The organism is Steroidobacter flavus, from assembly GCF_042651805.1.
In the GTDB taxonomy this organism is placed as follows: Bacteria; Pseudomonadota; Gammaproteobacteria; order Steroidobacterales; family Steroidobacteraceae; genus Steroidobacter; species Steroidobacter flavus.
On sequence record NZ_JBHSDU010000002.1, the window covers coordinates 174,837 to 189,910 of the forward strand.

Here is a 15,074-nt window from a genome sequence, read left to right on the forward strand (position 1 = left end):
CGAAATGCCATTCAAATCAGGGGTAGGTTGGATCCATCGAGAGGTCTCAAAAAAGTCCGTTGAGGAGATGGCGTGTTGTACTGGGGAGGAAGGGAGCGACGGGTCGGTTATTGGTGGTCCGTGATGTCGCTGGTCGGGCACTTGGTTGGGACGGCCTTCATTTTTACGGCGTTGTTTTCCATCGGGTGGCTGGTCTCCGTGGTTTTACATGCACTGCATCGTTACCACCCTTTTCCGGATGAAATTTTTAAATTCGTCACCAGGATGGAGTTGTACTTGGTTTATGCTGATACCGCGCTCAGTACGGTCGTGTTGATTGCGGGTATGGTGCATTTCTGCAAAAAAGTCGTGGAGGTGCGGCGATGATTCAGAACGTTCTACGGCCAATCGCGGAAGGGTTTCGTGGCAGCTTGAACCTGTGGAAGGGAATCCTGCTGGCTCTGCTCTCCGTCGTCACCGTCGTGGTGGCATTCATCAACGCGCCTCGGGTTTCGGACTTCGACGTCACTCGGCTGCGATAAAAAGCAGTTCATCGCCTTCGAATCGAAAGAAGCCGCGCTGGTCGCGGCTTCTGGCGTTTCAGGGGTTCGAAAATGCAATTACCCCCGGATGATGGAGCGAGCCCAGCTGCGACGAGCGGGTCTAAGCTCTTGTTTGTATTGCGACTGTGTGCGGGTTGGGCGGAGCTGTGAACTTGGGGCGTGACATCGACGAGCGGGTTCGCGTATAGTGCTGGCCGTCTATATAAAGATATCTTTATATCCTTAAGTCGCCGACATCGGAATGCCGAGCTTCTTATCCGCCGTTTCTGCTCTGAGAGCTGCTGCCGAGCCCACGCGGCTGCGGCTGCTTGCGCTATTGGCGCGAGCGGAGCTGACGGTGGGAGAAATCTGCGAGGTCATTGGCCAGAGCCAGCCGCGGGTGTCCCGCCATCTCAAGCTCCTGTGTGATGCCGGACTGCTGGATCGTTTCCGAGAGCAGCTCTGGGTGTACTACCGCGCGCCCGCGTCCGGTGAGGCGCGAGACACCGTCTGGCAGCTGCTGGCGTTAGTAGACGAAGAGGACGACGTCCTCCGCCGAGACCGCCGCCGCATGGAAGAAGTCATCGCCGAGCGCGGTCGCCGGGCGGCGGATCATCTCGCCGTCGAAGATGCGCTCGAGAAGACCTCAGATCTGGTCGACGCCACCGTCGTAGAAGAACTCGCGAGCGAGCCGATCGGCGCGCTGTTAGACGTAGGCACCGGCTCCGGTCACATGCTCAAGCTCCTCGGTGCGAAAGCGACCCGCGCGGTCGGCGTCGACATTTCCAGTGAAGCGCTGAAGGTCGCGCGCACGAAAGTGCACGGCGCGGGCTTGAGCCATTGCGAGCTGCAGCGAGGCGACATGTATGACTTGCCGTTCGCCGCGCCACTGTTCGACACCGTCGTCGCCGAGCGAGTGCTGGCAGGCGCGGAGCGTCCGCTCGTGGCGCTGGCGGAAATCTCACGAACACTGAAGCACGGCGGCCGCGCCGTGATCATCGAAGACTTCGACTCGCTGAGCTCGACGTCTTCCGCGAATCCCATCGCCACTCTGCGCGAATGGTTTACCAAAGCAGGGTTGGAAGTTTCCCGTATGCGCCCCGTGGACACCGAAGCAGGGCATCTGCTGGTGGCCATCGGCCGGCGTGTGGCACGCAGCACGGCGGCGGCATGAAGCTGCGCCTGAAGTCCACCGCAAGGAATTGAGGAAAGAAACATGTCAGTCGAAAAGCTCAAGGACCAGATCGGCAACAGCTTGAGCAAGCTGCGAGGCCGGCCCACGGTGTCGTTCGAGTTCTTCCCGCCGAAGGACGAGGCGATGGAGCAAACGCTGTGGGAATCGGTGCAGCGTCTCGCGCCGTTGCAGCCGCGCTTTGTGTCCGTGACCTACGGCGCGGACGGCTCTACCCGCGCGCGTACACACAACATCGTCACGAAGGTTCAGAAGAACACGGCGCTGACCGCAGCTCCGCATCTGACCTGCATCGGCGCGCCGCGCGAAGAGATATTGGATATCGCCCGTGACTACTGGGCCAGCGGCATCCGCCACATCGTGGCACTGCGCGGCGATCCGCCGCAGGGCACGACGAAGTACATCCCGCATCCGCAAGGCTTTGCCTATGCAGTCGATCTGGTGAAGGGCCTGAAGTCGGTGGCGGATTTCGAGATCTCCGTCGCCACTTATCCGGAGCCACATCCAGAATCGCCGAGTGCGGAATTCGAGTTGACCAATCTGAAGTCGAAGATCGATGCCGGCGCCGATCGCGCGATCACGCAATTCTTCTTCGACACGAGCCTGTTCCTGCGCTTCCGCGATCAATGCGCGGCGGCCGGCATCAACGCCAGCATCGTCCCCGGCATTCTTCCCATCACGCGCTTCCCGCAAATGTTGCGCATGGCGCAGCGGTGTGGCGCGAGCGTGCCGGAGTGGCTGGCGCATCGATTCGACGGCCTCGATGACGACGCGGACACGCGCCGGCTCATCGCTGCGTCAGTCGCGATCGAGCAGGTGCAGGAGCTGCAGAAACACGGCGTCGAAGAATTCCATTTCTATACGCTGAATCGTGCCGAGCTGAGTTATGCCATTTGTCATGCACTCGGCGTACGGCCGGTGCTGGCGCAGGCTGCTGCGGGTTGAGGAACAACACACATGAATCGCACCGAACGACTGGCCACTCTGCACCGCCTGCTGACCGAGCGCATCGTGATGCTCGACGGCGGCATGGGCACCATGATTCAGGGCTACAAGCTCACTGAAGCCGACTATCGCGGCGACCGGTTCAAGGACTGGCCGTGCGATCTGAAAGGCAACAGCGACATCCTGGTGCTGACGCGGCCGGAGATCATCAAGGCCATTCACACCAAGTACATGGAATCGGGCGCGGATATCGTGGAGACGAATACGTTTACCGCGAACTATTCCTCGCAGGCCGATTACCAGATGGAACATCTGGTGCGCGAGATCAACCTGGCCGGCGCCAAATTGGCGCGCGAAGCCGCGGATGAATACTTCGCGAAGACGGGGCAAGTGAAGTTCGTTGCTGGCGCGCTGGGCCCGACGAATCGCACAGCCTCGCTGTCGCCGAACGTCAATGACCCTGCGTTCCGTAACATCGATTTCGACCAGCTGTCGGACACCTATCTGATCGGCGCGCGTGCGTTGATCGAAGCGGGCGTCGACATCCTGCTGATCGAGACCATCTTCGACACGCTCAATGCGAAGGCGGCGATTTACGCGGCCCGCCAGGCGATCGACGAGGTGGGCATCGATATTCCCATCGTCATCTCCGGCACGATCACCGACGCGTCGGGTCGCACGCTCTCCGGTCAAACGACCGAAGCGTTCTGGAACTCCGTGCGTCATGCGAGGCCACTGGCCGTCGGCCTGAACTGCGCGCTCGGTGCGAAGCAGTTGCGCCCGTACATCGAAGAGATGTCACGCATCGCGGATGTTTATGTCAGCGCGTATCCGAACGCGGGCTTGCCGAATGCTTTCGGTGAGTACGATGAGCATGCCTGCGAAACCGCCGATCTCGTGAAGGAATTTGCGACCAGCGGCTTCGTGAACATCCTGGGTGGCTGTTGTGGCACCACGCCTGACCACATCAAGCACATTCGTGAAGCGGTGGAGGGCGTCAAGCCTCGCGTACCTCCGGTGCTGGAGAAGCGTGCTCGCCTGTCGGGTCTCGAACCGTGCAACATCGGTCCCGACAGCTTGTTTGTGAACGTCGGTGAGCGCACCAACGTCACGGGCTCGGCGAAGTTCCGCAAGCTGATCGAAGCGGACGACTACAACGCCGCGCTCGATATCGCACGCCAGCAGGTGGCGAGCGGCGCGCAAGTCATCGACATCAACATGGACGAAGGCATGCTGGATTCGGAAGCCGCGATGGTGCGCTTTCTGAACCTGATCGCCTCCGAGCCCGACATTTCGCGCGTGCCCATCATGATCGACTCGTCCAAGTGGACGGTCATCGAGGCGGGCCTGAAACGCATTCAAGGCAAGGGCATCGTCAATTCCATCAGCTTGAAAGAAGGCGAGGCGGCGTTCATCGAGCACGCGAAGAAAGTGCGTGCGTACGGTGCGGCCGTGGTCGTGATGGCGTTCGACGAGACCGGTCAGGCCGACACGGTGAAGCGCAAGGTCGAGATCTGCCAGCGCTCGTACAAGATCCTCACCGAGCAGGTCGGCTTCCCCGCCGAAGACATCATCTTCGATCCGAACATCTTCGCGGTGGCGACCGGCATCGAAGAGCACAACAACTATTCCGTCGACTTCATCGAAGCGACCGCCGAGATCCGACGGACCTGCCCGTACGCCCACATCAGCGGCGGCGTCAGCAACGTTTCCTTCTCGTTCCGCGGCAACGACCCGGTGCGCGAAGCCATGCACTCGGTGTTCCTGTATCACGCCATCAAGGCCGGCATGACGATGGGCATCGTCAACGCCGGTCAGCTGGCCATCTACGAGGACATCAATCCCGAGCTGCGCGAGCGGGTCGAGGATGTGATTTTGAATCGCCGCCCGGATGCGACCGAGCGTCTGCTCGAAATCGCGGCGCGCTTCAAGGGCGAAGTCGGTGCGAAGAAAGAAGCAGACCTGGCGTGGCGCGGTCTGCCGGTCGAGAAGCGACTCGAGCACGCACTGGTCAAAGGTATCGATGAGTTCATCACGGTCGATACGGAAGAGGCGAGACAGAAGGCGGAGCGTCCGTTGCACGTCATCGAAGGTCCGCTGATGGACGGCATGAACGTGGTCGGCGATCTGTTCGGCAGCGGCAAGATGTTCCTGCCGCAGGTCGTGAAGTCGGCGCGCGTCATGAAGAAGGCGGTTGCGCATCTGATTCCGTTCATCGAGGAAGAGAAAGCCAAGTCGGGCCAGGTCGCCAAGTCGAACGGCAAGATCATCATGGCCACGGTGAAGGGCGACGTGCACGACATCGGCAAGAACATCGTTGGCGTCGTGCTCCAGTGCAATAACTTCGAAGTGATCGACCTAGGCGTGATGGTGCCGGCCGAGCGCATCCTCGAGACCGCACGGCGCGAGAACGCGGACATGATCGGCTTGTCCGGCCTGATCACGCCGTCGCTGGATGAAATGGTGCACGTGGCGCGCGAGATGCAGCGTCAAGGCTTCGATCAGCCGCTATTGATCGGCGGCGCGACCACTTCGCCGGCGCACACGTCGGTGAAGATCGATCCGCAGTATCAAGGCCCGGTGGTGTACGTGAAGGACGCGTCGCGCTCGGTAGGCGTGTGTCAGCAGCTGGTCACAGCGGCGTTGCGTCGTGAGTTCGTCGAGAAGACGAAGGCGGAGCACGCGGTCCGTCGCGAGCAGCACGCCGGCAAGAAGATCAAGGCGCCGCAGCTGACGATCGCTCAGGCTCGGGCGAACAAGTTCAACGGCGGTTGGGATTCGTATGTGCCGCCGGTGCCGAAGTTCCTCGGGATCCGCACGTTCGACGATTTCTCGCTGGAAGATCTGACCCGCTACATCGACTGGATGCCGTTCTTCAATGCGTGGGAGTTCGGCGGCAAGTTCCCTGACATCCTCACCGATCCCGTCGTCGGCGAGCAGGTCAGCAACTTGTACGCCGATGCGCGCCGCATGTTGAAGCAGGTCGTGCGTGAGCGCTGGCTCACCGCACGCGGCGTGATCGGTCTGTTCCCGGCGAACAGCGTCGATGATGACGACGTTGAAATCTACACCGACGAGTCACGTACGCGCGTGCTCACGAAGCTGCATTTCCTGCGTCAGCAGAAGGGCAAGCCGACGGGTCAGTCGCACGATGCCCTGTCGGATTTCATCGCGCCGAAGTCTTCCGGGCGTCGCGATTACATCGGTGCGTTTGCGGTCACGGCCGGCATCGGCATCGAGCCGCACCTGGAGCGCTTCGAGAAAGCGCACGATGACTATTCGAGCATCATGCTGAAGGCACTGGCGGATCGCTTCGCCGAAGCGTTCGCCGAGCGCATGCACGAGCGGGTGCGTCGCGAGTTCTGGGGATATGCCCCCGACGAGCGCTTCAACAACGATCAGCTGATCAAGGAAGAGTATCGCGGCATTCGTCCGGCGCCGGGCTATCCCGCGTGCCCGGATCACACCGAGAAGGCGACGTTGTGGAGCTTGCTCGATCCGGAGACGAACGCGGGCATGAAGATCACGGAGTCGTTCGCGATGTATCCGACGGCGGCGGTCAGCGGCTGGTACTTCTCGCATCCGGGCTCGCGTTACTTCGCGGTTGGCAAGATCGACGTCGATCAGGTGCAGAACTACGCCGCGCGCAAAAAGATCTCGCTGGAGGAAGCGCAACGCTGGTTGTCGCCGAACCTGGGCTACGACCCGGATTCGGATGCGGACGCGGCCTGACAGCCGCGTTATGCGGTAGGCGCTCGTCCAACCAGTGCGATCGCTGCGTCGATCGCCGGGATGAGCGCCACTGCATCCATGTGATGGCAGCGCTGCTTCAGCGATTCGAGATCGGGCAGCGTTTGTGACGTGATGATGTTTTCACCCACATCCGCCAGCAAGCGTGCCCGCGCGCTCTGCAGATCCGTCGGCGCCAAGGGCTCGGCCGCCGTGTACGCGGCAAGATCGTTGGCGTAACGGCGCGCGGCCTGCCAGGCGCTTTGCTCGATGCTCACTTCCATCGCGTGATGGTAGAACTCGAAGTAGCTGTGACTGACACAGCCTGACGCCAGCAACGTTTCACCTTCCGCCAGGGCCGCCGCGCGCTGCGCCGGATCGGACGTCAGTCGAGCCAATATTCCGAGCAGGGACGCGCCACAGTAGGACATGCCCATTTCGCGGCTGAGTTGCAGTCCTTCCTCGACCAGTTGCAACGCTTCGCTGCGGCTCTCCGGTTCGCTCATGCAGCTCGCGAGAATGCCCAGGCACTCGGCATGAAAACGACGCGCCCCGAGTTGTTTGGCCAGTTGCAACGCCTGCTTGGCCAGGCTGCCGCGCTCCTCGTTCTTTCCTTGCAGGATCAAACCGGAGGTCAGGCACAACACCGAAATCATTTCGCTGCGCAGGTCGCCGACGCGGCGCGCGATCTCGCGGCATTCCTGCAGGGCGGCGCGGCCGGCGGTAACTTCGCCGCAATAGACCTGAGTGATGCCGACCATGGGCAAATTCGCGAGCAGCACGCCGATCAAGCCGTGCTCACGCGCTTCCTTCACACACTGTACGAAATGTTTGCGCGCTGTCAGCAAGTTGCCGCGTTGGTAGTGGGCATCGCCGAGACCGCCGAGCGCTCGCGCCAGCTCGTCCGGGGAGTTTGCTTCCTGAGCGAATTGATACGCCTGCTGGTGAGCTTGCAAACAGGCGTCGAAGCGACCGAGCGGGAAATAGAGATTTCCCTGCAACGTGCTCATGCGAGCGCGAGTCTGCGCATCGATGGTGTCGCCGAGGATGTTCTGAGCGCGCTCCAGTGCTTCGAGCGCTTCTTCGTAACGGTCCATGATGCGCAGAGCGGACGAAATGCCGAGCCACGCGGCGCCATGACCGCTTTGGTCGATCGCGAAGTCCAGCGCCTCGCGGAATGCCGCCAGCGCATCGTGAGTTCGGCCCAGGTGCAACAGCAACTCGCCGAGCAGCACGCTCGTCCTGTGCAACATCATCGGTTCGCGTGCGACGGCGCTGGCCTTGTTTGCCAGGTTGAGCGCTCGTTCGTAACGAAGCGCTGTGCGTTCGGCTGCAGCGGCTTTGATATAAGCCTCGGCGGCGCCCTCGTCATCGGCGGCGGCCAGATGCTCCGCGTGTAACGACAGATCGCGGGATGCGAACCAATCCGCAGCGACACGATGCAATGCTCGGCGCTGCGACTTGAGCGTCGATTCATAAATCGCGTCACGAAACAGCGCGTGAGCGAACTCCAGCTCGACCCCGTCACTGCGAACCAGCGTGGTGGCGACCAGCTTCTCCGGCTCGTAACTCTCGTCTTCGATCATGCGGCGTATGATCGCCAGCTCGGTGCGCTGGCCCAGTACGGCCGCGGCTTCGAGCGCTAAGTGATCCAGTTGCGACAAGCTATCCGCACGAGACAGCACTAACGAGCGCACCGAGCCCGGCAATGCATGTTGTCCGGCGCTGGCTGAGCGCAGCAGCTGATCCAGAAACAAGGGATAGCCGTCGGCGCGCACGATGCATTCCTGAATCGTCTCGCTCGACAGCTCTGGGTAGTGAGCTGCCAGTTCCTGTGCTTCGTCCTCCGCCAGCGGGGCGAGGTCGACCGTCGTCACCGGGCAACCGCGTGCACGAGCGCGCCAGCTCGCGCTGATCGGATCGCCTTCGGGGCGCGTCGTCATGATGAACAGGATCTGACAGTTCGCAACGACGGCTGCGATCTCTCCGAGCCGCGCCAGCTCATCGGTATCGGCCCAATGCACGTCTTCGACGACCAGCAGTTGCGGCGAGCGCTGTGCGGCCGTTTCGATGATCTGCGCGAGCGCGAGCGTGCGACCGCGCTGACGCGTGGCGACTTCCATCGCTTTTTCCAACGCCGCCAGCTCTGGATCCAACGGCGCATCGATCAGGTCGCTCAGGAAAATGATCTGATCGATACTGCCGCCTCTCGATGCCGCTATTCGTTGCACAGCCGCCTTGCGCTCGGACGCAGGCGCATCGGCGCGAATACCAAGCAGACTGAGCGCCAGCATCGTGATTGGACGCCGGCCCGGCGACTGACCGAAATCGAAGATCTGCGCTGAATGAACGCCGACGCCCCGCTCGATAGCGGAGCTTCGGACCGCATCGACCAGTCGCGTCTTGCCGATGCCCGCTTCACCGCGCACCACAATGGCCCGACCGTGCCGGCTCGACATGCATCGATCCAATGACGCGAGAATCATCGCCAGTTCCGGGCGGCGGCCCACGAATGGTTGTGCAGTTGTGCCAGCTTCGGCGCCGATGGCATTCAATGCCCAGGCATTCACGGGCTCGGAATGAGCTTGCAGTGCAGCTCCAACGCGTTGAGTGCTGATGCGCTCGCCAAGCGATTGACGAATGTCCTCCGAAATCAGCACTTCGCCGTCCTGCGCTTGAGTCGCAAGGATGTGGGCTTCGTGCGTCGGCCGACCGCTCAAAGGAAACACTTCGCTGCCGCAGAGAATCTGTCCCTGAGCGATGCCGATCCGCAGCGCCATCGAGTTGGGCACGGGCCACGGCTTCGCGTTCACCATGTCACGTAACATCAGCGCGGCACGCGCGGCGCGTTCCGCTTCGTTGCCATACGAATGAGGAATGCCGAAGGCCGCCATGACGTTCGAGCCGACGCGTCGATCGGCAAGGCCGCCGAATTCCTGAACCGCGCTCTGCACGCGACATTGAAATTCATTCGACAGCAAGTGCGCTTCTTCCGGGTCGAGGCGCGCTTCAGTTTCCAACAAACCTTCGAGGCGGGCGACGAAGATCGTCGCGTCGCGCAGGCTGGGGCGGAGTTCCTGGCGCGGCGCCGGTGCCGGCGTGCTTTCGACGGGCTCGTCGATGAACGGCTCGCCATCCACAGGCTCGGAGACCGCCGCACGACGTTTGCGCATCAGCTCCCGATATAACTGCTCGGTGGCCGCTTCGGGAGAAACATCCAATTCACGACGCAATACATCGCGACACACGCGGTACTGTCTGAGCGCCTCAGCATACGAGTTGCGTCTTGCCTGCAGCTCCATGATGCGCCGATGCGCGGCTTCGTTCAGCGGCTCCAAGGACACGAGCTTGATGGACGCCGTCAACGCGCCATCGTTGTCTTCCGACGCTACGCACAGATCGGTGAGACGCTGCAGGGCCTCGCTCATTTGTTTGCGCAGGGCGCCGCGCTCGCTGCTCAACCATTCATCGAAGGCAGTGGAGCGCGCGTCGAAACCATCTAACAAATCGCCGCGATAGTGATTGATTGCTTCCTGTAACGAAGTGCGGGTGCCGGCGAGCAGAGAGTCGCGGAAGGCACCGATGTCACTTTGTAACAATCCGGCATCGACGCCGACAGTCTCGGTGTCGGCGAGCAAGGCCGCCTGTGCCCCGGTCGGCAATGACTTTCGGAGCGCGGCCAGGGCCTGGCGCAAGCTGGTGCGCGCCAGCTCTTCGTCGGCATCTTCCCAAAGCAGGTTGGCCAGCCGGTCGCGGCTGTGAGATTCACCCGGGCGCAGGGCCAGATAGGCGAGCAGGGCGCGACCTTTGCGGGAGGCAATGCGGACTTCGCCGCCGCTCGCATCGCGGACATGAAAGGAGCCCAGGACTTGTAACGTTAGTTCGCTCACGACGGATCTGGCGCTGAATTCTGGTTGTGACGCTGTACTCCGGCTTGGGCTCGACCGCGTCGAAAGATCGGCCACTCATGACACATCGGATTCGGCGAGCCAGGCCCGACATTTTCACGCATTTTTCACGGCTGTCGAGACCTTCGACTCACGAGGGCTGCGTACAAAGATGTCCCATAAGGGGGCAGGTCCCCCGGTCGTCACCGAAGGAGGAAGGTCATGTCGCTTCGAGATTCACGCGGTTGCCCGGTGTCCACCCGTAGCACCGCATCACTGGAGCAGTTCGAGCAGGCGCTGGCACTGTCGGTGAGCTACCGGCTCGACCCTTTGGTCACTATTCAGGCCGCGCTGCAGGCCGATCCGGGCTTCGCCATGGGGCATTGTCTGCGTGCCGGGCTGATGATCATGGCAACCGACCGCATGGTGGTGCCACTGCTGACAGAAAGTATCGAGGCCGTCGAATCGTTGGGCCGGCAAGCTAACGATCGTGAGCGGGCCCACGCCGCCGCGGCACGCGCCTGGTTGCATGGCGACTTCGCCGGTTCGATCCGTCGTTACGGCGATATCTTGTTGGAATATCCCCGGGACCTGCTGGCACTCCAGGTGTCGCACGTCGGCGATTTCTATATGGGCAGCACGATGCTGCGCGATCGCGTCGCTCAAGTGTTGCCCGAATGGGACACGAGCGCGCCAGGTTACAACTATGTACTCGGAATGTATGCGTTCGGTCTGGAAGAGACCGGGTTGTATTCACGCGCCGAGGATATCGGTCGCCGAGCCCTGGAGATCAATCCGGTCGATGCGTGGGGCGTGCACGCTGTCACTCACGTGATGGAAATGCAGGGCCGTATTCGCGAAGGTATCGATTTCCTCACCTCGCGTGAGCGGGATTGGGCGGACAACAACGGTCTGGCGTTCCACAACTGGTGGCACCTCGGGTTGTTTCATCTCGATGCGGGCAACATCGCTCAGGTGCTGGATCTTTACGACCGTCGCATTCGGCCGGCGCCGTCGCAGGTGCCGCTGGAAATGATCGACGGGTCGGCGATGCTCTGGCGCTTGCAGTTGCGCGGTGTCGATGTAGGTCATCGTTGGGGCGAGCTGGCGAAGTGTTGGGAGCCGTTCGTCGATCACGCCTACTACGCGTTCAACGACGCGCATGCCGTCATGTCGTTTGTAGGCGCGCAGCGAATGGATCTGGCGCAACGGACCCTCGCGGCGATGGAGCAGAAGTGCACGGGTACGGATACCAACGCCATGATGACTCGCGAGGTGGGCTTGCCGCTAGCCAAAGCGCTGGTGTCATTCGCGGATCGTAAATATTCCGACGTGGTGCGGCGTTTGCTGGCGATTCGGACCATCGCGAGCCGCTTCGGTGGCAGCAACGCGCAACGCGATCTGATTCATCTGACGTTGGTCGAGGCGGCGCTGCGTTCGGATCAGATCCGGCTCGCGCGTGCGTTGATCGCCGAGCGGACGCAGCTGAAGCCGTCGAGCCCGTCGAACTGGCAGCTGACGGCTCGAGTGATGGAGCTCGGCGGCGATACGGGCGCGGCAGCCCGGGCAATGGAAAGTGCGGAGACTCGTCGCAAGGCGCAGTTCATGCCGCAGCGGACGATGGCGCTGTCAGGTTAGTTATCTGGCGTTACGTTGCAGCCGCCGGGTCGCCGGCGGCCTCGCTTGTCAGGGCTGATGCGGCCGCGCCAGATACTCTTGCGACTGCATTTCGATCAATCGACTCTGCGTACGCTCGAATTCAAACTTCAGTTTTGTGCCGTGATACAAATCGATCACGGGTTTCTCGGCTGAGATAATGAGTTTCACGGCGCGGTCGTAGAACTCGTCGACCATCGTGATGAACCGTCGCGTCTGATTCTCCGATTCCACGCCGAGCGTGGGAATGTCGGTGACGAATACCGTGTGATAGCAGCGGGCAATCTCGATGTAGTCGGCCTGGCCGCGCGGGCCGTCGCACAGTTCCTTGAACGTGAACCAGATGACATCGCCGGCGTGCCGTTTGGCGTGCAAGCGGCGATGATTCAACGTGAGCGTTGCATCGACCGCGCCGGGTTCGCCGGCCATCGCTTCGAACAAGTTCACCAGCGCCGGCGGGGTCTTCGCGTCGTGCGAATCGAACCAGGTCGTCGCTCGTTCCAGCAGGCGCAGGCGATAGTCGGTCTTGCTGTCGACGTGCACGACCTGCGTATGTTCTTTCAGCAGCTTGATGGCGGGCAGGAAGCGGGCGCGCTGCAAACCTTCCTTGTAGAGATCGTCGGGCGCCACGTTCGACGTTGCGACCAGCGTCACGCCGCGCTGAAACAGGGCGCCGAACAAAGTGCCGAGCAGCATCGCGTCCGCAATGTCGGACACGAAGAACTCGTCGAAACAGATGATGCGGGTCTTCTTGGCGATCTTCTCGGCGATCAGCTCCAGCGGATCGGCGCGGTCCTGATGTTTCTTCAGCTCATCGTGCACCGACTGCATGAAGCGGTGGAAGTGGCTGCGCTGGCGCTCCTTGAACGGCAGGCTTTGATAGAACAGATCCATCAGCCAGGTCTTGCCGCGGCCGACGCCGCCCCAGATGTATAGGCCTTTCTGCAACTGATGTTCCTTCCGCGACAGCAGGCCTTGGAACAAGCCGCCCCTGGGTTGCGGCACGGTCAGCCGCTCCCGCAAATCGTCCAGCAAAGCGATGACACGCTCCTGCACGGGATCACGCTGATACCCGAGGCGGGCGCATTCGCGTTCGTAGAGGGCGGCGACGGTGGTGGCGGGCGTGGGGTGGTCGGGCACTGCTGAGCTTTCGGAGGTCCTGTCGGTGCCAATAGTAACCGAGCCCGCTCAGTCCTTCAGTTCCGGCCGGGCTTTGAAGAAATCCAGCGCTTCCGGATTGGCCAGGGCGGCCAGGTTCTTGGGCATGCGGCCGTGGACCACGTCGCGGACCGCCAGTTCGACCAGCTTGCCGTTGAGGGTTCGGGGCAGGTCCGGCACCTGAATGACCTTGGAGGGGACGTGGCGCGGCGAGGTGTTGTCGCGAATTGTCCGGCAGATTTTGTCGCGTAACGGCTCATCGAGCGTCAGGCCGTCGCGCAGGCGCACGAACAGCACGATGCGGACGTCGCCTTTGAACTCCTGAGCGATGGCGATCGACTCGAGCACCTCGTCGATTTTCTCCAGCTGACGATAGAGCTCGGCCGTGCCGATACGTACGCCGCTGGGATTCAGCACGGCGTCGGAGCGGCCATGCACGATCAGGCCGCCTCGGGACGTGACGGTGGCCAGGTCGCCGTGCCACCAGACATTCGGGTAGTGCGAAAAATAAGTGGCGACCAGACGATCCCCCTGCGGGTCGCCCCAAAATCCCACCGGCACGGACGGGAACGGCTGGGTGCACACGAGCTCGCCTTGCTGGCCGATCAGCGCTTTGCCGGCGCCGTCGAATATTTCCACTTTCATGCCGAGGCCCAGCGCCTGAATCTCGCCTTCATACACCGGCAGGGTCGGGCAGCCGGTGCCGAAGCAGGCCATGATGTCAGTGCCGCCCGAAATGGAAGACAGGTGCACGTCGGGATGCACGTCCCGATAAACGTATCGATAGCTGGTGGGGCTCAGCGGCGCGCCGGTCGATATCACCGCGCGCAGCGCGCTCAGATCGAATTCTTCGCGCGGGCGCAGGCCCAGCTGCTCGCAGGTCGTGAGAAATCTCGGGCCGGTGCCGAAGATGGTCACGCGTTCTTCGGCAGCCATGCGCCACAGAATCTTCGGATCCGGCTGTAACGGCGCGCCGTCGAACAGCACGATGGCTGCGCCGGTGGCCAGCCCGCTCGCGAGCGCATTCCACATCACCCAGCCGCAGGTCGTGAAATAGAAATAGCGGTCGTCGGCGCCCATGCCCGAATGCAGAATGTTTTCTTTCTTCTGCTGGATCAGCGCACCGCCGGCGCTGTGCACGATGCACTTGGGGGCGCCCGTTGTGCCGGAGGAATACAGGATGAACGCCGGCTGTTCGAACGGCAGCTGCGTGAAGGTCAATGGCCGGTCGGGCCGGCCGAAGTCACTGAACAGCACGCCATGAGGAATTTGCTCCGCCTTTGTATCCGCATTCAGATAGGGCACGAGCACGACGCGCTCGATGCTGGAGATCTGTTTGCACACGGTCGCGACGGTCGGCAGACAATCGATGCGCTTGCCGGCGTACTGATAGCCGTCGGTAGCAAACAATACGCGGGGCTTGATCTGGCCGAAACGATCGACGACTGCGCTCGCGCCGAAGTCCGGCGAGCACGACGACCAGATCGCGCCGAGGCTGGTGGTGGCCAGCATCGCGATGACGGTCTCGGGAATGTTCGGTAGATAACCCGCGACGCGGTCGCCCACCTTCACGCCCGCTTGTTTCAAGCCGTCGGCGACACGCGCGACTTCGCTGCGTAGCTCGCGACGGGTCAGTTCACGGCGCTGACCGGCTTCATTGCGAAAGATGATGGCAATCGAATCGTCACTGGGCGGGATCAGATTCTCGGCGTAATTCAGCAGCGCGCCGACAAACCATTTGGCGCCGGGCATGCGCCTGCCGTCTTCGATCGTTTGCTGGGCGTTCTGCGAGCAGCGGATCTCGCAGAAGTCCCACACCGCGTTCCAGAAGTGCTCGGGGAACTCGATCGACCAGCGATGCAGCGACGCGTAGTCGTGTATCGGCGCTTTGTAGCGCTCTTGCACGTAATGTGAGAAGCGGGTGAGCGCCGCGTTACGGGCGCGCTCGGGGGAGGGAGTCCAGATCGGTTGCGCGGCGGGTTCCAT

At 62.1% G+C, this 15,074-nt stretch carries 9 protein-coding genes; 6 read left to right on the forward strand and 3 right to left on the reverse strand.

All coding sequences use genetic code 11. The features are described 5' to 3' along the window. The first annotated feature begins 72 nt into the window (after positions 1-72). The 5 genes from ACFPN2_RS04960 (at position 73) to metH (ending at position 6,390) form a co-directional block, all read left to right on the forward strand. Positions 73-366 carry a hypothetical protein gene (locus tag ACFPN2_RS04960; protein ID WP_380595516.1) on the forward strand — a complete coding sequence of 98 codons (294 nt, stop codon included), beginning with the start codon at positions 73-75 and terminating at the stop codon, positions 364-366. Beyond that, the gene (locus ACFPN2_RS04965; RefSeq protein WP_380595517.1) at positions 363-521 is read left to right on the forward strand and encodes a hypothetical protein; all 159 of its coding nucleotides are present in this window, start codon (positions 363-365) and stop codon (positions 519-521) included. The genes ACFPN2_RS04960 and ACFPN2_RS04965 overlap by 4 nt, the downstream gene beginning before the upstream one ends. A gap of 262 nt (positions 522-783) precedes the next feature. Continuing rightward, positions 784-1,695 (forward strand): ArsR/SmtB family transcription factor, encoded by a 912-nt coding sequence (locus ACFPN2_RS04970; RefSeq protein ID WP_380595518.1) that lies wholly within the window; start codon positions 784-786, stop codon positions 1,693-1,695. A 42-nt stretch (positions 1,696-1,737) separates the two neighbouring features. Continuing rightward, the gene (metF, locus tag ACFPN2_RS04975; RefSeq protein WP_380595519.1) at positions 1,738-2,658 is read left to right on the forward strand and encodes a methylenetetrahydrofolate reductase; all 921 of its coding nucleotides are present in this window, start codon (positions 1,738-1,740) and stop codon (positions 2,656-2,658) included. Positions 2,659-2,670: 12 nt separating this feature from the next. Beyond that, entirely contained in the window at positions 2,671-6,390 is a 3,720-nt protein-coding gene (gene metH / locus ACFPN2_RS04980; protein WP_380595520.1) for a methionine synthase, read from the forward strand. 8 nt (positions 6,391-6,398) lie between these two features. Here metH and ACFPN2_RS04985 read toward each other — a convergent pair whose 3' ends face one another. Then, positions 6,399-10,277 (reverse strand): BTAD domain-containing putative transcriptional regulator, encoded by a 3,879-nt coding sequence (locus ACFPN2_RS04985; RefSeq protein WP_380595521.1) that lies wholly within the window; start codon positions 10,275-10,277, stop codon positions 6,399-6,401. A 219-nt stretch (positions 10,278-10,496) separates the two neighbouring features. Between ACFPN2_RS04985 and ACFPN2_RS04990 the strand changes: the two genes are divergently transcribed. Continuing rightward, the gene (locus tag ACFPN2_RS04990; RefSeq protein ID WP_380595522.1) at positions 10,497-11,912 is read left to right on the forward strand and encodes a tetratricopeptide repeat protein; all 1,416 of its coding nucleotides are present in this window, start codon (positions 10,497-10,499) and stop codon (positions 11,910-11,912) included. Between the two features lie 48 nt (positions 11,913-11,960). Here the strand turns inward: ACFPN2_RS04990 and zapE are convergent, their stop codons facing one another. After that, on the reverse strand, positions 11,961-13,070 hold the full coding sequence (gene zapE, locus ACFPN2_RS04995; protein ID WP_380595523.1) for a cell division protein ZapE: 1,110 nt from the start codon (positions 13,068-13,070) through the stop codon (positions 11,961-11,963). 48 nt (positions 13,071-13,118) lie between these two features. Beyond that, positions 13,119-15,074: an acetoacetate--CoA ligase gene (locus tag ACFPN2_RS05000; protein ID WP_380595524.1), complete on the reverse strand. Its 1,956-nt coding sequence runs from the start codon at positions 15,072-15,074 to the stop codon at positions 13,119-13,121.